Origin of the sequence: Actinoplanes oblitus (genome assembly GCF_030252345.1) — a bacterium.
GTDB lineage: Bacteria > Actinomycetota > Actinomycetes > Mycobacteriales > Micromonosporaceae > Actinoplanes > Actinoplanes oblitus.
Map to the genome: position 1 here is coordinate 7,646,942 of NZ_CP126980.1, position 17,511 is coordinate 7,664,452.

General features: G+C 69.9%; 17 protein-coding genes. 4 read left to right on the plus strand and 13 right to left on the minus strand.

Annotated features, from left to right (window positions below):
* Positions 1-142: 142 nt before the first annotated feature.
* Positions 143-1,456, minus strand: coding sequence for a histidine--tRNA ligase (gene hisS, locus Actob_RS33965; protein WP_284915984.1), 1,314 nt, complete (start codon positions 1,454-1,456; stop codon positions 143-145).
* Between the two features lie 8 nt (positions 1,457-1,464).
* Entirely contained in the window at positions 1,465-2,163 is a 699-nt protein-coding gene (locus Actob_RS33970; protein WP_284915985.1) for an MBL fold metallo-hydrolase, read from the minus strand.
* Between the two features lie 147 nt (positions 2,164-2,310).
* Here Actob_RS33970 and Actob_RS33975 point away from each other — a divergent pair, with 147 nt between their 5' ends.
* Together Actob_RS33975 and Actob_RS33980 are read left to right on the plus strand one after the other, a co-directional pair.
* Entirely contained in the window at positions 2,311-3,174 is an 864-nt protein-coding gene (locus Actob_RS33975) for a peptidylprolyl isomerase (RefSeq protein WP_284915986.1), read from the plus strand.
* 29 nt (positions 3,175-3,203) lie between these two features.
* Positions 3,204-4,040 (plus strand): peptidylprolyl isomerase, encoded by an 837-nt coding sequence (locus Actob_RS33980; RefSeq protein ID WP_284922431.1) that lies wholly within the window; start codon positions 3,204-3,206, stop codon positions 4,038-4,040.
* A gap of 69 nt (positions 4,041-4,109) precedes the next feature.
* Here Actob_RS33980 and Actob_RS33985 read toward each other — a convergent pair whose 3' ends face one another.
* The 8 genes from Actob_RS33985 to ruvC form a co-directional block, all read right to left on the minus strand.
* Positions 4,110-6,599 (minus strand): RelA/SpoT family protein, encoded by a 2,490-nt coding sequence (locus tag Actob_RS33985; protein ID WP_284915987.1) that lies wholly within the window; start codon positions 6,597-6,599, stop codon positions 4,110-4,112.
* 175 nt (positions 6,600-6,774) lie between these two features.
* Complete coding sequence (locus tag Actob_RS33990; protein ID WP_284915988.1) at positions 6,775-7,320, minus strand: adenine phosphoribosyltransferase; 546 nt, start codon at positions 7,318-7,320, stop codon at positions 6,775-6,777.
* Between the two features lie 60 nt (positions 7,321-7,380).
* Positions 7,381-8,532 (minus strand): protein translocase subunit SecF, encoded by a 1,152-nt coding sequence (gene secF, locus Actob_RS33995; RefSeq protein ID WP_284915989.1) that lies wholly within the window; start codon positions 8,530-8,532, stop codon positions 7,381-7,383.
* 1 nt (position 8,533) lies between these two features.
* Positions 8,534-10,474, minus strand: coding sequence for a protein translocase subunit SecD (gene secD, locus Actob_RS34000; RefSeq protein ID WP_284915990.1), 1,941 nt, complete (start codon positions 10,472-10,474; stop codon positions 8,534-8,536).
* A gap of 166 nt (positions 10,475-10,640) precedes the next feature.
* Positions 10,641-11,042 carry a preprotein translocase subunit YajC gene (gene yajC, locus Actob_RS34005; RefSeq protein ID WP_407653473.1) on the minus strand — a complete coding sequence of 134 codons (402 nt, stop codon included), beginning with the start codon at positions 11,040-11,042 and terminating at the stop codon, positions 10,641-10,643.
* 122 nt (positions 11,043-11,164) lie between these two features.
* Complete coding sequence (gene ruvB, locus Actob_RS34010; RefSeq protein WP_284915991.1) at positions 11,165-12,208, minus strand: Holliday junction branch migration DNA helicase RuvB; 1,044 nt, start codon at positions 12,206-12,208, stop codon at positions 11,165-11,167.
* The gene (gene ruvA / locus Actob_RS34015; protein ID WP_284915992.1) at positions 12,205-12,807 is read right to left on the minus strand and encodes a Holliday junction branch migration protein RuvA; all 603 of its coding nucleotides are present in this window, start codon (positions 12,805-12,807) and stop codon (positions 12,205-12,207) included. The genes ruvB and ruvA overlap by 4 nt, the downstream gene beginning before the upstream one ends.
* Positions 12,804-13,331, minus strand: a complete 528-nt coding sequence (ruvC, locus tag Actob_RS34020) for a crossover junction endodeoxyribonuclease RuvC (protein WP_284915993.1) — start codon at positions 13,329-13,331, stop codon at positions 12,804-12,806. Before ruvC ends, ruvA begins: the two co-directional genes overlap by 4 nt.
* 97 nt (positions 13,332-13,428) lie before the next feature.
* On the opposite strand from ruvC, the gene Actob_RS34025 reads away from it, so the two are divergent.
* A complete protein-coding gene (locus tag Actob_RS34025) occupies positions 13,429-13,965 on the plus strand; it encodes a hypothetical protein (RefSeq protein ID WP_284915994.1) in 537 nt (178 codons plus the stop codon).
* Here Actob_RS34025 and Actob_RS34030 read toward each other — a convergent pair.
* From Actob_RS34030 to pdxT, 3 genes are read right to left on the minus strand one after another with little or no spacing between them, the layout of a single operon-like run.
* Positions 13,962-14,531 carry a Uma2 family endonuclease gene (locus tag Actob_RS34030; RefSeq protein ID WP_284915995.1) on the minus strand — a complete coding sequence of 190 codons (570 nt, stop codon included), beginning with the start codon at positions 14,529-14,531 and terminating at the stop codon, positions 13,962-13,964. The two genes, Actob_RS34025 and Actob_RS34030, sit on opposite strands and share 4 nt — an antisense overlap.
* Positions 14,532-14,562: 31 nt before the next feature.
* Positions 14,563-15,315: a YebC/PmpR family DNA-binding transcriptional regulator gene (locus Actob_RS34035; protein WP_284915997.1), complete on the minus strand. Its 753-nt coding sequence runs from the start codon at positions 15,313-15,315 to the stop codon at positions 14,563-14,565.
* A 15-nt stretch (positions 15,316-15,330) separates the two neighbouring features.
* A complete protein-coding gene (pdxT, locus tag Actob_RS34040; protein ID WP_284915998.1) occupies positions 15,331-15,936 on the minus strand; it encodes a pyridoxal 5'-phosphate synthase glutaminase subunit PdxT in 606 nt (201 codons plus the stop codon).
* Between the two features lie 188 nt (positions 15,937-16,124).
* Here pdxT and pdxS point away from each other — a divergent pair, with 188 nt between their 5' ends.
* Positions 16,125-17,021, plus strand: a complete 897-nt coding sequence (gene pdxS, locus Actob_RS34045) for a pyridoxal 5'-phosphate synthase lyase subunit PdxS (RefSeq protein ID WP_284915999.1) — start codon at positions 16,125-16,127, stop codon at positions 17,019-17,021.
* Positions 17,022-17,511 lie beyond the last annotated feature (490 nt).

The window sequence follows — 17,511 nt, forward strand, 5'->3', positions numbered from 1 at the left end:
ACCCCGGCGGGACCGGCGGCTCAACGGGACCGGCGGCTCAACGGGACCGGCGGCTCAACGGGACCGGCGGCTCAACGGGACCGGCGGCTCAACGGGACCGGCCGGTGGCGCGCCGCCTGGGCAGCGTGCCACCGGCGTACCGTCAGATGCCGGTGACCACCGGGTGCAGGTCGGCGGTCGGCGGGGTCCAGGAAGAAGCGTCAGCTTCGACCTGTTCGCCGGAGCGGATGTCCTTCACGGTGTCCGGCGAGCCGGGGAACCAGACGAACGGGATCCCGCGCCGGTCGGCGAACTGGATCTGCTTGCCGAACTTGGCCGCCGTCGGCGCCACCTCGGTCGGGATGCCCCGCCTGCGCAGCGCGGTGGCGATCCGGTCGCACTCGACCCGCTGCTCCTCGCTGGGCAGCGCGACGACCACGCAGGTCGGCACCGATCGGGAGGCGCCGAGCGCGTTCTGCCCGAAGAGCAGGCCGAGCATCCGGGAGACGCCGATCGAGATGCCCACGCCCGGGAAGCGCGTGTTGCCGACCGACGCCAGGTTGTCGTAACGGCCGCCGGAGCAGATCGAGCCGAACCGTTCGTACCCGAGCAGTTGGGTCTCGTAGACCGTGCCGGTGTAGTAGTCGAGGCCGCGGGCGATCTTCAGCTCGGCCCGGATCAGGCCCGGCGCGTGCTCGTTGGCCGTCTCCACCACCCGCGCCAGCTCACCGAGCCCCTCCTCGAGCAGCGGGTCGCTGACGCCGAGGGCCTTCACCGCGTCCACGAACGACGCGTCGGAGGCGGAGATCTCGGCGAGCCGCAGGCACGCCTGGGCCTGCGCGTCGGTGGCGCCCGCCGTCTCGACGAGCAGCGCGGCCACCTTCTCCGGGCCGATCTTGTCGAGCTTGTCGACGGTCCGGAGCACCTGCGCGGTGTCCTCGAGGCCCAGGCCGCGGTAGAACCCCTCGCACACCTTGCGGTTGTTCACCAGGATGACCGCCCGCGGGATCGGCAGCGACCGGAAGACGTCCCCGATCACCAGCGGCATCTCGGTGTCGAAGTGGAACGGCAGGGTGTCCCGGTTGACCACGTCGATGTCGGCCTGCAGGAACTCCCGGTAGCGGCCCTCCTGCGGCCGCTCGCCCCGCCACACCTTCTGGATCTGGTAGCGGCGGAACGGGAACTGCAGCTTGCCGTGGTTCTCCGTGACGAACCGGGCGAACGGCACGGTCAGGTCGAAGTGCAACCCGAGCTGGTCCTCGCCCCGGCCGGCCGCCGAGTCCTCCTGCAGCCGGCGCAGCAGGTAGACCTCTTTGGAGGTCTCTCCTTTGGACAGCAGGGTCTCCAGGGGCTCCACCGCGCGGGTCTCCAGCGAGGCGAAACCGTAGAGCTCGAAGGTGGATCGGATCTTGTCCAGCACGTACTGCTCGACGATGCGCTGGGACGGCAGCCACTCAGGGAAGCCGGAAATAGGCACTGAATCTCCTATAGGAAGCGGCCGGGCGCCGCGATCAGCTCCCGCAGATAGGGGTTCGACGCGCGCTCACGGCCGACGGTGGTGGCCGGTCCGTGGCCGGGCAGCACGACGGTGTCGTCGGCCAGCGGCAGGATCTTGTCCCGCAGGCTGGTCATCATCGTCGGGGTGCTGCCACCCGGCAGGTCGGTGCGTCCGATCGAGCCCGCGAAGAGCACGTCTCCGGAGAGACAGATCTCCTCCGCGTCCCAGGAGGAGCCCGCTCCGGGCAGGCGGAACAGCACCGACCCGCCGGTATGGCCGGGCGCGTGGTCGACGGTGATCTCCAGACCCGCGATGGTCAGCACCGCGCCGTCCGTCAGCGGGGCGACATCGTCGGGTTCGGCATAGGGCAGGCGGCCGCCGAACAGCGAACTGAGATCCATGCTCAGTCCCTTGGCCGGATCGGCGAGCATCTCCCGGTCGGCGGGGTGCACATACGCCGTGATGCCGCGGGCGCCGCACACCGGCGCCACGGAGAAGGTGTGGTCCAGGTGGCCGTGGGTGAGAAGCACGGCTGCCGGGGCGAGCCGGTGCCGGGCGAGCAGCTCGTCCAACTCGTCCAGCACACCGATCCCGGGGTCGACGATCAGGCACTGCTCGCCCGGCCCCGCGGCCACCACATAACAGTTGGTGCCGAAGGCCTGCGCTTCACAGCTGGCGACGAGCACGGGCCGGACCCCCTCTTGAAAAACAGGTGCGAATCGTAACGAGCCTAGCTGGGCAGCCGCACACCACTTTCTCAGGAGGTACCCGTACACTCTTGCGGGCGTGTGGCGTGCCGCACCCCTTGACATGCACAGGGAAGGACAGCGTTAGTGGCTCCCAGCAAGGACCGGCAGCGCAAGCTCGCCCGCGCGAAATACGAACGCCAGATGGCTCGCCGGGCCGTCCGGGAGCGGCGGCGCCGCCGGGTGCTGGCCGGCGCCGGCATCGGTGTGGCCGTGCTGCTCGTCGCGGTCGGTGGCGCCTGGATCGGTGGAGCGTTCGACAAGGACGAGAAGACCACCACCGAGGCCGCTGACACGTGCCTTTGGTCACCCCTCGACAAATCCAGCAACTCGGACAAGACCGACGTCGGCACCCCGCCCAGCAAGGACCTGCCGACCACCGGCACCGAGACCATGACGATCAGCACCAACCAGGGTGCCCCGATCACTGTCAGCCTGGACCGCGCGAGCGCCCCCTGTGCCGCCGCCAGCTTCACCCACCTGGCCGGCAAGAAGTTCTACGACAACACCGACTGCCACGAGATCCTCGACATCGGCGCGGTGCACTGCGGCGACCCGAGCGGCACCAACAACGGCGGCCCGCTCTACAGCTTCTACGACGAGAACACGCCGGTGCAGCCGGAGCCGGCACCGAGCGCCAGCGCCGCCGCCAAGCCCCCGGTGCTCTACCCGAAGGGCACCGTGACGATGATCGGTAACCCGACCGGCAGCAACGGCAGCCAGTTCCTCGTCTTCTTCAAGGACTACGCGCCGACCACCAACGCGCCGTACTCGATCGCCGGCAAGGTGACCGGCGGGCTGGACACGCTGGCGAAAATCGGCAAAATCACCACGGTGGCCGATAACGCGGGCGACAAGGTCAAGCCCTCGCAGAAGATCACCATCAAGACCCTGACCGTCGGCGCGGATGCCGCCGCCACGGCCGCACCCTCGGCGAGCGCGCAGTCGTGAGTTCGGAAGAGACCAGCAGGAGGAACGACGTGTCGTCGATCAAGGACCGGCAGCGCGCGGCGGCGCGGGCGCGGCTCGAGAAGGAGATGGCCGAGCGCGCCGCGGCGGCCAAGAGCCGGCGTCGCAAGCAGGCGATCATCGGCTCGGCCCTGGCCGTGGTGGTGGTCGCCGGCGCGGCCGTGTGGATCGTCACCGCGCTCAAGAAGGACGACAAGAAGTCGACCTCCAGCGCTGCCGGCACCGTGGCCTGCAGCTGGACCCCGGAGGACGCGTCCACCGGCGGCCCGGGCATCAAGGACACCGGCGGCACCCCGCCGACGAACGTGCCGAACGTCGGTAAGGAGACGCTGACGCTGGACACCGGCCTCGGCGTGATCACCGCCGCGGTCGACAAGGCGAAGGCGCCGTGCACCACCGCCGCGTTCGACTACCTGGCGACCAAGAAGTTCTGGGACAACACCAAGTGCCACCGCCTCACCACCGCGGGCATCAAGGTGCTGCAGTGCGGTGACCCGACCGCGAAGGGCAAGGGTTACCGGCAGACCGACGGCCAGGGCGGCCCGAACTTCAAGTACGCCGAGGAGAACCTGCCGCTCGGCCAGGACCCGACCTACCCCAAGGGCACCCTCGCGATGGCCCGCACCCAGACGCCGGGCACCACCGGCAGCCAGTTCTTCATCGTCTGGGGCGACGACATCAAGGCCGACGCGCTGCCCGCGGAGTACACCATCCTGGGCACCGTCACCAAGGGCATGGACATCGTGGAAAAGGTCGGCAAGGCCGGCAGCGACAACGCCAACGGCCAGGGTGACGGCCACCCGAAGCTCGAGGTCAACATCAAGACCCTGACCATGGCCGCGGCGTAACCCCCGCTCCGCACGGAACAGCGAAACCCCGCACCGGTCACGACCGGTGCGGGGTTTTCGCTATGGCGGTCAGGCGCCGGAGGTCACCCGGTAGGCGTCGAAGACGCCGTCGACCTTGCGCACCGCGGCGACCAGGTGCCCGAGGTGCTTGGGGTCGGCCATCTCGAAGGTGAACCGGCTCACCGCCACCCGGTCCCGCGTGGTGGTGACCGTCGCGGACAGGATGTTCACCCGCTCCTCGGAGAGCACCCGGGTCACGTCGGCCAGCAGCTTGTGCCGGTCCAGCGCCTCCACCTGGATGGCCACCAGGAACGTCGACGCCGACGTCGGTTTCCAGCTGACCTCGACCACGCGCTCCTCCTGCTCGCGCAGGTCCTGAGCGTTGGCGCAGTCCTCGCGGTGCACGCTCACCCCGCCGGAGCGGGTGACGAAGCCGAACACCGCGTCGCCCGGCACCGGGGTGCAGCAGCGGGCCAGTTTGACCCAGACGTCGGAGACGCCCTTGACCACCACGCCCGGGTCCTGCGCGGTGCTGCGGTTGCGCGGCGGGCGGGTCGCGACGGCGGTCTCCGCGATGTCCTCGACAGCACCCTCCTCGCCACCGAACCCGGCGACGAGTTTGGCCACCACGGACTGGGCGGAGACGGTGCTCTCCCCCACCGCGGCGTAGAGCGACGAGACGTCGGGCAGGTGCAGGTCACGCGCGATCGTCGTCAGGTTCTCGCTGGTCAGCATGCGCTGCAGGGGCAGACCCTGCTTGCGCATCGCCTTGACGATCGCGTCCTTGCCCTCCTCGATCGCCTCCTCGCGGCGCTCCTTGTTGAAGAACTGCCGGATCTTCGTCCGGGCGCGCGGGCTTTTCACGAAGCCGAGCCAGTCCTGCGTCGGACCGGCGGTGCTGGACTTGGACGTGAAGATCTCGATCACGTCGCCGTTGGAGAGCGTCGACTCCAGCGGCACCAACTTGCCGTTGACCCGGGCGCCGATGCACTTGTGCCCGACCTCGGTGTGCACGGCGTAGGCGAAGTCGACGGGCGTGGAACCGGTCGGCAGCGGGATCACGTCGCCCTTGGGCGTGAAGACGTAGACCTCCTGGCTGGAGAGGTCGAACCGCAACGCGTCCAGGAACTCGGACGGGTCGCTCGCCTCGCGCTGCCAGTCGAGCAGCTGCCGCAGCCAGGTCATCTCGTCGATGTGCGCCGGCGGGCCGACGATCGTCGCGCCCTTCTGCTCCTTGTACTTCCAGTGCGCGGCGATGCCGAACTCGGCGGTGCGGTGCATCGCGAACGTCCGGATCTGCATCTCGACCGGCTTGCCGGTCGGGCCGATGACCGTCGTGTGCAACGACTGGTACATGTTGAACTTCGGCATCGCGATGTAGTCCTTGAACCGGCCCGGCACCGGCTGCCAGTTCGCGTGGATCACACCCAGCGCGGCGTAGCAGTCGCGGACCGTGTCGACCAGGATGCGGACGCCGACCAGGTCGTAGATGTCGTTGAAGTCGCGGCCCCGGACGATCATCTTCTGATAGATCGAGTAGAGGTGCTTGGGGCGGCCGGTGGTCTCCGCCTTGATCTTCGCCGACTTGAGGTCGAGGCTGACCCTGTTGGTCACCTGGCGCAGCAACGCCTCGCGCTGCGGCTGGTGCTCCCCGATCAAGCGGTTGATCTCCTCGAACCGCTTGGGGAACAGGGTGCCGAAGGCCAGGTCCTCCAGCTCCCACTTGATCGTGTTCATACCCAGCCGGTGGGCCAGCGGGGCCAGGATCTCCAGCGTCTCCTTCGCCTTCTGCTCCTGCTTGGCGCGGGGCAGGAAGGTGAGGGTCCGCATGTTGTGCAGCCGGTCGGCCAGCTTGATCACCAAGACCCGCGGGTCCTTGGCCATCGCGACGACCATCTTGCGGATCGTCTCGGCTTTCGCCGCGTCGCCGAGTTTCACCCGGTCGAGCTTGGTGACACCGTCGACCAGCAGCGCCACCTCGGCGCCGAAGTCGTTGCGCATCTGCTCGAGGCCGTAGTCGGTGTCCTCGATCGTGTCGTGCAGCAGCGCGGCCACCAGCGTGGTGGTGTCCATGCCGAGGTTGGCCAGGATGGTGGCGACGGCGAGCGGGTGCGTGATGTAGGGGTCGCCGGACTTGCGGTACTGCCCCGAGTGCCAGCGGGCCGCGACGTCGAACGCTTTCTGCAGCTGGCGGACGTCACCCTTGGGGTGGCTCGCCCGGTGCGTGGCGATCAGCGGCTCGAGCACCTCGCTGACCTGCGTGCTCTGCCACGGCGCGTTGAACCGGGCCAGCCGGGCCCGCACCCGCCGCCCGGTGGGCGCGCTGGCGAAGCCGCCGAACCCGGACTCCTCGGTCGGCGCGAAGGGCTGGGTGGACTCCGGATCGGACCCGTTGGTGTGAGCCCCGTTGGTGGCCGCCCCATCGGCGCTGACGCCGTCAACCGGGGCCTTGTCGTCAGCGCGAGCCGTCTCGGCGGGCGTGCCATCGCCCGTGCCGGTCCGCGAGTTCTGGGTCGGTTGCACCGTGCCCTCCGCCGGAGGGACGACGTCGCTGGACACCGGCCTCCTCATCACCTTCGCCATGGTCTCCACCGGTGCGAGACGCCCGGCGAAGTCGATTTCTCCCAGGGGTGGCCCTCTGGAACGACCATCCTACCCGCACCGACATCGCGATCGGCCCTGCCGAACGGGAGAATCGGCCGGACCGGGCGGGCGAACAACCAGCTAAACCGGATCAAACGGTCAGCAGGGCGTGTACCGTCCGCGGCTCCAGCTTCTCCCGCCCGTTCAGGAAGCCCAGCTCCAGCAGCACGGAGAAACCGGCCAGCGTGCCGCCGGCCCGCTCCACCAGGTCCATCGCGGCGGCCGCCGTGCCACCGGTGGCGAGCACGTCGTCGACCACCAGGACGCGCTGTCCGGCGATGAACGCGTCCTCGTGCACCTCGAGGGTGGCCTCACCGTATTCGAGCGCGTACGACGCGGACAGCGCCTTGCGCGGCAGCTTGCCGGCCTTGCGGATCGGCACCACCCCGGCACCGGTGGCGTAGCCCAGCGCCGCCGCCAGCAGGAAGCCGCGCGCCTCGACGCCGGCCACCACGTCGAACGAGCCGGCCCCGTAGTGCGCGGCGATCCCGTCGACCACCTGGCGGAACACCGGGCCGTCGGCGAACAGCGGCATCAGGTCCTTGAAGACGACGCCCGGCTTGGGGAAGTCCGGCACGTCGATGCTGGCGCCCGCGACCAGGGCGGCGAGCTGGGCCGGGGAGTTCTCGGTAGACACGGCGAACAGCCTAGAGGCCCGCCACCGCGGCAACGGTGACGGGCCTCTGGTCCAGCGTTTCTAGCGCTTGCCGCCGGGGCGGTTGTTCGCACCGCGACGGGTGGCCGGGCGGGCACCCGGGCGCGGCGTGCTGCCACCGGCCATCGCCGGGACGTCGGCGTCGGTGGCGTTCGCCGGGCGGGTCCGCTCGCCGCGGGCCACGTCGTCCGACCGGTTGGCCCGGCGGGTGAGCACCCGGGCGTTGTGCGCCTTGATCTTCGGCTCCTGGTCCTTGAGCGCGCTGAGCACCGGCGCGGCGAACAGGATCGAGGAGAGCACCCCGAAGCCCATGCCGACGAAGAGCACCAGGCCCAGGTCCTTCAGGGTGCCGGCGCCGAGCAGGCCGGCGCCGATGAAGAGCAGGCCACCGACCGGCAGCAGCGCCACCAGACCGGTGTTCAGCGAGCGCATCAGGGTCTGGTTGACCGCCAGGTTGGTCGCCTCGGCGTAGGTGCGGCTGCTGCCCGCGGTGATGCCCCGGGTGTTCTCCTGCACCTTGTCGAAGACCACGACCACGTCGTACAGCGAGTAGCCGAGGATCGTCAGGAAGCCGATCACCGTGGACGGCGAGACCTCGAAACCGACCATCGAGTAGACACCCGCGGTGAGCACCAGGTCGAGCAGCAGCGAGGCCAGCGCGGCCACCGCCATCCGCCACTCGAACCGGATCACCAGGTAACCCACCACCAGCACCAGGAAGACCAGCAGACCGATGATCGCCTGCTGGGTGACCTGGCCGCCCCAGGCCGGGGACACCTGGCTGTCACTGACGTTCTCGGCCTTCACCCCGAGGTCGGCGACCATCGCGGCCTTGGCCTTCTCCGCCTCGGCCGGGGAGAGCGCCGAGGCGCGCACCGTGAAGCTGGCGTCCTTGCCCTCGCCGACCTGCTGGGCGGCGTTGACCGTGGCACCCGGGTTCGCCGCGGAGATCGCCGTGTGGACCGCGTCGTTGACCCGGTCCTTGGTCAGGACCGTGCCGTTCGCGGAGGCCGGGATGCTGAACGAGGTGCCACCGGCGAACTCGATGCCGAGCTCGAAGCCGCGGATCAGGAAGCTGCCGATCGAGATCAGTACCAGCGCGGCCGCGATGGTGAACCACATCTTCCGGCGGCCCACGATGTTGATGTTCGCTTCACCCGCGTAGAGGCGGGACGCGAGACCGGGACGGGCCATGTCAGGCCTCCTTCACACGCGAGGAGACGGACTCCTCGGTCGAGTTGCGGCGCAGGACGCGGCCGAGACCGCTGACCCGCGGCGACAGGAACGCCTTGGTGTTGGCGAACATTGTCATGATCGGGTGCCGGAAGAGGAACACCACGACCAAGTCAAGCACGGTGGAGAGGCCCATGGCGAAGGCGAAGCCCTGCACCGCGCCGATCGACACGATGTACAGCACCACCGCACACATGATGGTGATGGTGTTCGCCGAGATGATCGTCCGCCGGGCCCGGTGCCACGCCCGCGGCACCGCGCTACGCGGCGTCCGGCCCTCGTGGATCTCGTCCTTGAGCCGCTCGAAGTAGATGACGAACGAGTCCGCCGCCACACCGAGCGACACGATGAAGCCGGCGATACCGGCCAGCGTCAGCGTGTATCCGATGGTACGGCCCAGGAAGACCAGCGCGCCGAAGGTGAGCAGACCGGAGAGCATCAGGCTCAGGAAGATCACCGAGCCGAGCAGCCGGTAGTAGAAGAACGCGTACACCGCCACCAGGGCCATGCCGATCGCCGCCGCGATCAGACCGGCTTCCAGCTGCTGGCCGCCGAGGCTCGCCGAGATGGTCTGCGCCGGACCGGCCGAGAAGGTGACCGGGATCGCGCCGAACTTGAGCTGGTCGGCCAGCTTCTTGGCGCTGACCGCGTCGAACTGACCGGTGATCTGCGAGGAGCCGGTCAGCACGCCCTGGATCTGCGGCGCGGAGAGGATCTCCTTGTCCAGCACGACAGCCACCGCGCAGTGGTCGGCGTTGTTCGGGTACAGCGCCTGGACGGCGGTGAAGCAGGGGTCGCTGGAGGTCGCGTTGTACGCCTCCCGGGTCAGGTCGGCCCACTTCTTCTGGCCCTCGCTCTTGAAGTCGAGCGAGACCACCCAGCGGCCGGTCTGCTGGTCGAGCTGCGGGCTAGCGCTGGAGATGTCGTCGCCGACGACCTTCGCCTTGTCCAGCTTGACCTTGGCGACGCCCTCGAAGCAGGCCACCACCTCGGTGTCCCGGTTGTCGATCGAGCCGTTCGGCCGCTTGTTGAGCTGGTCGCAGCCGATCGTCGGGACGTTGAACTGCATCTCCGGGCTGAGCGCCGCCACCTCGGCCGGGTTCAGCGTGGCGAACGGCTTGTAGGCCAGGCCCGCCTTCGGGTCGGTGGACAGGTCGACCGGCGCCTTCAGCGCCTCGGCCTGCGCCCAGAGCTTCGCGCCGACCTTCTGCGCGATCGCCGCGCGCTGCGCCTTGACGTCGGCGGTGACCGGCGCGTCCGACGCCGCCGCGCTCGGGGTGGCGGCCGGCGCCCCGGCCGAGGCCGACGGTGCCGCGGACGGCTTGACCGACGGGGTGCTGCTCGGCACCGCCTCGCCACCGCCCTGGCCGCCGGTGCCCGCCGACGCGCTGGAGGTGATCTTCGGCGCGGCGCCGGCGCTGCTCTTCGGCTTGGCGCCGGCCGAGGCCGACGGCTTGGCCGACGGGTTCCCGCTCGCCGCCGCGCTCGGCGTCGGCGACGCCGGGTTCAGCGCGCTCGCGGCGACGTCGCCGGTGGTCGCGGTGACCAGCCGGAACCGCATGTTCGCGGCCTGGGCCAGGTCCTTGAGCTGGTCCTTCGCCTCACCGGCCAGCGAGACCACGATGGTGTTCTTGCCCTGGATGACCACGTCGGCCTCGGAGACACCGAGAGCGTTCACGCGCTTCTCGATGATCGACTTGGCCTGCTCCATCGCCTCCTGGCTCGGCGTGCCGCCGGCCTGCGTCGCGATGTACGTCGCCTGCGTGCCACCGACCAGGTCGAGCCCGCGCTTCGGTTGCAGCCGGTCGGTGAAGCTGCCCTTGGCGTCACCAGCGAAGAAGACCAAGAGATACAGGACGACGAAGATCAGGCCGAGCACGCCGAGTTGGCGTCCGGGATGCATCTGTCCCTGTGGTGGTCGTGCCACGGCGTTCGGTCTCCCTGTGTTCCGGCCGCGCGGCCGCGCGGCTCTGTCGATCGATGGCCGGCCGTCGACTTGTCGGACGGCGGCCGGGACGGACCGGGCCCGCCGGCGTAGGCGCCGCGGGCCGGTCCGGGGGGTGGTGTTGTCAGTCCTGCTTCCGGACGTCGACGACCGGGCTCGACGGCTCGTCCGCGACCGGCTCGGCCACGACCGGCTCGGCCTCGGCGGCCGGCTCGGCGGCGCGGGTGACCACCCGGGCGATGGCCGGGCGGGCGAACCGGACCACCACGTCCGGTGCGATCTCCAGGGTCACCACGTCGCTCTCGGCGGTCACCACGGTGCCGTGCAGCCCGCCGATGGTCACGACCTCGTCACCCGTACCGAGCTTGTTCTGCATCTCCATCGCCTCCCGGCGCCGCTTCTGCTGCGGCCGGATCATCAGGAAATACATCACGCCGATGATCAGGATGAAGGGCAGGAACAGCCCCAGTGGGTTGGAGCTCGCGGACTCGGCCACGTACACGGGAAACAGCCTTCCGTAGGCCACCGGGAGCTCGTTCGAGGCTCGCCGGGGCGTCAAAACATCCGGGTTGAAGCGGGGGCGAGTCTAATCGGTCAACCTGGAGACTACGAATGCGGCACACGTCACGTTCACATCACGAGGGATATTCACGCATCTCGCGCGAACAGGTCTCCCTGAAACACCCCGGACCTGCCGTCCTGCGGCGGAGTCTTGCCCAAGTGCGCCCAGCCGGCCTCGGTGGCCACCCGGCCGCGCGGGGTGCGGGCGAGCAGCCCGGCCCGCACCAGGAACGGCTCGCACACCTCCTCGACCGTGTCGGCCTGCTCACCGACGGCCACGGCCAGCGTGGAGAGGCCGACCGGGCCGCCCTTGAACGACTCGATCAGGGCGCGCAGCACCGCCCGGTCCAGCCGGTCCAGGCCGAGCGCGTCGACGTCGTACACCTGCAGGGCGGCCTTGGCCACCGCGTCGGTGACCGTCCCGTCGGCCCGCACCTCGGCGAAGTCCCGGACCCGGCGCAGCAGGCGGTTCGCGATACGCGGCGTGCCGCGGGAGCGGCCGGCGATCTCGGCGGCCCCCTCCGGGGTGATCGGCACGCCGAGGATCCGGGCCGAACGGTGCAGCAGCGCGTCGAGGTCGGCGGGTGAGTAGAAGTCCAGGTGCGCGACGAAGCCGAACCGGTCGCGCATCGGCCCGGTCAGCAGGCCGGCCCGGGTGGTCGCGCCGACCAGCGTGAACGGCTCCACGTCGAGGGGGATGGCGGTCGCACCCGGGCCCTTGCCGACCACCACGTCGACCCGGAAGTCCTCCATGGCGCTGTAGAGCAGCTCCTCGGCCGGCTTGGCGATCCGGTGGATCTCGTCGATGAAGAGCACGTCGCCCGGGGCCAGGCCGGTCAGGATCGCGGCCAGGTCGCCGGAGCGCTCGATCACCGGGCCGCTGGTGGTCCGGATCCCGGTGCCCAGCTCGGCCGCCACGATGTTGGCCAGCGTCGTCTTGCCCAGGCCGGGCGGGCCGGAGAGCAGGATGTGGTCGGGCGGGGTGCCGCGGCCCATCGATGCCTTGAGCAGCAGCTCCAGCTGGTCCCGGACCCGGTGCTGGGCGATGAAGTCGGACAGCCGGCGGGGGCGGACACTGGCCTCGGCGTCCAGCTCACCGTCGCCGACGAACGGCGAGAGGTCGTCGGTCATCGCGTCTTGCCCAGCAACCGGATGGCCTGGCGCAGCAGCACCGGAACCGGCGGCACCTCGCCGTCGATGGTCTCCCCGATCGCGGCGACCGCCTGGTCGGCCTGGGTGGCGCTCCAGCCGAGCGCGAGCACACCCTGGCGGACCTGCTCCTGCCAGGCGCCGTTCAGCACGCCGGCGCTCCCGCCGTCGCCGAACCCGACCGGGCCGATCTTGTCCTTGAGCTCGACGATCATCTTCTCGGCGCCGCGCTTGCCGATGCCCGGGACCTGGGTGAGGGCGGCGATGTCGCCGCCGCCGATGGCCCGGCGCACCGCGTCCGGCTGGTGGACCGCGAGCACCGCCTGCGCGATCCGCGGGCCGACCCCGTTGGCGGTGAGCAGCAGCTCGAACAGCTGCCGCTCGTCGTCGTCGGCGAAGCCGTAGAGGGTGAGCGAGTCCTCCCGGACGATGAGCGTGGTGGCCAGCCGGGCCTCGGCACCGGTGCGCACCCCGGCCAGCGTGTTCGGCGCGCAGAAGACCCGCATGCCGACGCCGCCGACCTCGACCACGGCACTGTCCGGGAGGATCGCGGTGACCACACCGCGCACGCTGGCGATCATCGGCTGCTCCTGCGGGCGGCGGCGAGCGCCGCGGCTTGGATCCTGGCGCGGGTGCCCCCGCGCCAGATGTGACAGATGGCGATGGCGATGGCGTCCGCCGCGTCCGCCGGTCTCGGCGGCGCGTCGAGCCGCAGCAGGCGGGTCACCATGGCGGTGACCTGCTTCTTGTCCGCGGTGCCGGAGCCGGTGACGGCGGCCTTCACCTCGCTCGGCGTGTAGGTCTGCACCGGCAGCCCGGCCCGCGAACCGGCCAGGATGGCGACCGCGCTGGCCTGCGCCGTGCCCATCACGGTCCGCGCGTTGTGTTGCGAGAACACCCGCTCCACCGCCACGCTCTCCGGCCGGTGCAGCGCGACCAGCTCGGTCAGGCTGCGGTCCAGGTGCAGCAGGCGCAGCGAGATGTCCTCGTCCGGCTCACTGCGCACCACGTGGTAGGCGATCAGCTTGCCGGGCCGGCCGGGCACGCCCTCGACCACACCCACCCCGCACCGGGTGAGACCCGGGTCGATGCCGAGCACGCGCACCACGGCCTCCCCTCACGTACGTGTGTTCGACACCCTAATACGGTCACCCCTTGCGCTCGCCGCCGACACGCTCCGACGATGGGTGCGGGAGGTAGCGATGTACCTCATACCGCCGATGGACGACGACCCGCCACCGGAGTTCGTCGATGTCGTCGCGGCTCACGAGGCCGAACTGCGGCGCGAGGCGCTGCGCCTGACCGGCGGTGACCCGGTGGGCCAGGCGATCTATCAGGACGCGCTGACCGACCTGGCCGGCCACTGGCGCCGGCTGCACTGGTGGGGTCGCCTCACCGGCTCCGACGCCCCCGGCATCTACCTGCGCAAACGCCTGGTCAAGCGGACCGCGGCGTGGTGCGACGACCAGGTTTACGAGGTCGAGGTCCGCGTGCTGCGGCCGCCGGCACCGGCATGGGTCACGGTGGGCGGGCACGCCGCCAGCATCGCTTTCCACAAGGCCGCGGTGCTTGACGGTACGGCGCGAGCGGGCCTGCTCACCCTGGCGGACGCCTCCGTCGCCTGGTGCCACGCCTGGCGCCAGTCCGAGCACCGCCGCATCGCCCGCCTGCTGATCGGCGGCCTTCTCCTGGTCGGCGGCATCATCCAGTGCATGTCCTGGCTCGCCACCGGTTCCTAACCCTCGGCCCGCCCAGCCTTGTACTCGGCTTCCAGCTCGGAGAGGCGGAGTTTGCGCTTTTCGATGTAGACCGGCTTGCCCGCGTCCTCGCCCAGCCGGTTGACGATGACCGTGGCGTCGTCGTGCGAGCGATCGTCGTCCCGCTCGACGATCCAGTATTCCGGGATGCCCTGCTCGGCATACCAGTCGGCTTTGTAGGTGTACTCACCGTTCGGCGAGTTCTCCGAGACAACCTCGACCACAAGGCTGAAGGCAGATCCGGGCAGATTCGAATAGTCGGCAGTATTAGGTGGCAGCGTGAGGACCACGCCGACATCCGGGAGGCGACAGTCCCGCGGCCGGGTTCCGAGCACTCCAGGATCCTGGAACGCCCGGGCGCCGGCCGCGAGCAACATAAGGCAGACCCGCATCGTCATGTCTTTATGCCAGAACGACGACGGCGTCATGATGACGAGGTTTCCGTTATGCAGTTCATAGCGATAGCCGGGGGGCAGGTGGACAAGATCCTCGACATCCAGATCCTCGAGGGCTGACAGGTGCAGCACTGGGTCGTTCAACACGAGCACCCCCTCAACCTACTTGCCCCGCGACTACCTGTCACGCGTCAATGAGTGCCATTACCTCGTCTGATACATCGAAGTTGGCGTAGATGTTCTGGACGTCGTCGCAGTCCTCCAGGACGTCGATGAGCTTGAACACCTTGCGGGCCGGCTCCTCGTCCAGCGGGACCGTCATGGTCGGGATCAGCGGGGACTCGGCCGAGTCGTACTCGATGCCGGCGTCGCGCAGCGCGTTGCGCACCGCGATCAGGTCGGTCGGCTCGCTGATCACCTCGAACGAGTCGCCCAGGTCGTTGACCTCCTCGGCGCCCGCGTCCAGGACGGCGAGCATGACGTCGTCCTCGCTCAGGCCGGCCTTCGGGATGATCACCTGGCCCTTGCGGTTGAACAGGTACGACACCGAGCCGGCGTCGGCGAACGTGCCGCCGTTGCGGGTCAGCGCGGTGCGCACCTCGGTGGCGGCCCGGTTCCGGTTGTCGGTGAGGCACTCGATCAGGAGCGCGACGCCGTTCGGCCCGTACCCCTCGTACATGATCGTCTGCCAGTCGGCGCCGCCGGCCTCCAGGCCGGAGCCGCGCTTGACCGCGCGGTCGATGTTGTCGTTCGGAACCGACGACTTCTTCGCCTTCTGAATGGCGTCGTAGAGCGTGGGGTTACCGGCCGGGTCGCCACCGCCGGTCCGCGCCGCGACCTCGATGTTCTTGATCAGCTTGGCGAACATCTTGCCGCGCTTGGCGTCGATGACCGCCTTCTTGTGCTTGGTCGTCGCCCACTTGGAGTGGCCGGACATGCGTAACCTCCGTGTCTACCGTGCGGGTGCGGCCTGGCGGACCATCTCGACGAAGTACCGGTGGACGCGAAGGTCGCCGGTCAGCTCCGGGTGGAAAGCCGTGGCGAGCAGGTTCCCCTGCCGAACGGCGACAATCCTACCGGCGGCGTCCCCGGCGGCCACGCGACCCAGCACCCGCACGTCGGGGCCGACCTGCTCGACCCACGGCGCGCGGATGAAAACGGCGTGGAACTCGCCGCCCTCGATGCCCTCGATCTCCACCGCACCCTCGAACGAGTCGATCTGCCTGCCGAACGCGTTGCGCCGGACGGTCATCTCGATCCCCTGGAAGGACTCCTGGTCGGGACGGCCGTCCAGCACCGTGGTGGCCAGCATGATCATGCCGGCGCACGAACCGTACACCGGCATGCCATCCGCGATGCGCTTCCGGATCGGGTCGAGCAGGCCGAAAGTGATCGCCAGGTTGCTCATCGTGGTGGACTCGCCGCCGGGAATCACCAGCGCATCGACGTCCGACAGCTCCTCGGGCCGGCGGACCGGACGGGCCAGTACGTCCGATTCGGCCAGAGCGGACAGATGTTCGCGCACGTCGCCCTGCAGGGCCAGCACTCCGATGTTCACGCGGTCAACTCTAGGACGCGGCTTCCGGGCGGGACCGCTCCGGGCGTACCGCAAAAAATGGCGAAGCGGGCCTCGCGCCCGCCGGCGGACCGCTAATGCAGGCCACCCGGGGGTCGATTGGCTATCGAGCAAGCCCGGCAGCGCTTCCTACGATCGCCCTATCCCAACCCCGCACGAGGAGTCGTTCCATGTCTGAGAACCAGCCCGCCATCGGCACCGCCCGCGTCAAGCGCGGCATGGCGGAGATGCTCAAGGGCGGCGTGATCATGGACGTCGTCACCCCCGAGCAGGCGAAGATCGCCGAGGACGCGGGCGCCGTGGCGGTGATGGCGCTGGAGCGCGTCCCGGCCGACATCCGGGCGCAGGGCGGCGTCTCCCGGATGTCCGACCCCGACATGATCGACGGCATCATCAACGCCGTCTCCATCCCGGTGATGGCCAAGGCCCGGATCGGCCACTTCGTCGAGGCGCAGGTGCTGCAGGCGCTGGGCGTCGACTACATCGACGAGTCCGAGGTGCTGACCCCCGCCGACTTCGCCAACCACATCGACAAGTGGCAGTTCACCGCGCCGTTCGTGTGCGGCGCCACCAACCTGGGCGAGGCGCTGCGCCGGATCACCGAGGGCGCCGCGATGATCCGCTCGAAGGGTGAGGCCGGCACCGGCGACGTCTCCAACGCCACCACCCACATGCGCAAGATCCGCTCGGAGATCCGCCGGCTGCAGACCCTGCCCGAGGACGAGCTCTACGTCGCGGCCAAGGAGCTGCAGGCGCCGTACGAGCTGGTCAAGGAGGTCGCCGAGGCGGGCAAGCTGCCGGTCGTGCTGTTCACCGCCGGCGGCATCGCCACCCCGGCCGACGCCGCGATGATGATGCAGCTCGGCGCCGAGGGCGTGTTCGTCGGCTCCGGCATCTTCAAGTCCGGCAACCCGGCCCAGCGCGCCGCCGCGATCGTCAAGGCCACCACGTTCCACGACGACCCGGACGTGATCGCCAAGGTGTCCCGCGGGCTGGGCGAGGCCATGGTCGGCATCAACGTCGACGAGATCCCCCAGCCGCACCGCCTCGCCGAGCGCGGCTGGTAATCGAGCACGTCCGCGAAGGGCCGCCCCCGGTTGGGGCGGCCCTTTCGCATGTCACCGGGTCGCGGTCCGCTCATGGTCGCTTCCGCTGATTTCCGGTACGCCTGGGAGGCGGGTTGCGGTCCGCCGTCGCTTTCCGGCCGCGCTCCGGCATTCCCGGTGCGGGCCGCGGGTCGGTCTTCCCGGTACGGGCCACGGGCCGGTCTTCCCGGTACGGGCCACGGGCCGGTCTTCCCGGTACGGGCCGCGGGCCGGCTTTCCCGGGGTTGCTTCCGCAGCGTCGCCTGTCTTGCTCCGCAATACCCGGCTGGCCCGGATGGCCCTGTCCAGGCCCGGGAAACAACCACGAGCACCAGCCCGACAACCCCGGCTGGCCACCACAGTCCCCTCCACACCCCGGACACCACCACCAACACCAGCCCAACAACTCCGGCTGGCCACCACGGTCCCCTCCACGCCCCGGACACCACCACCAACACCAGCCCAACAACCC

What these genes read in the sequence shown, in the direction of transcription:
- secD (WP_284915990.1), bottom strand. Translation starts at nt 10,474, where the DNA reads ATGCATCCCGGACGCCAACTCGGCGTGCTCGGCCTGATCTTCGTCGTC.
- ruvA (WP_284915992.1), bottom strand. Translation starts at nt 12,807, where the DNA reads ATGATCGCCAGCGTGCGCGGTGTGGTCACCGCGATCCTCCCGGACAGT.
- pdxS (WP_284915999.1), top strand. Translation starts at nt 16,125, where the DNA reads ATGTCTGAGAACCAGCCCGCCATCGGCACCGCCCGCGTCAAGCGCGGC.
- Actob_RS34025 (WP_284915994.1), top strand. Translation starts at nt 13,429, where the DNA reads ATGTACCTCATACCGCCGATGGACGACGACCCGCCACCGGAGTTCGTC.
- Actob_RS34035 (WP_284915997.1), bottom strand. Translation starts at nt 15,315, where the DNA reads ATGTCCGGCCACTCCAAGTGGGCGACGACCAAGCACAAGAAGGCGGTC.
- secF (WP_284915989.1), bottom strand. Translation starts at nt 8,532, where the DNA reads ATGGCCCGTCCCGGTCTCGCGTCCCGCCTCTACGCGGGTGAAGCGAAC.
- ruvB (WP_284915991.1), bottom strand. Translation starts at nt 12,208, where the DNA reads ATGACCGACGACCTCTCGCCGTTCGTCGGCGACGGTGAGCTGGACGCC.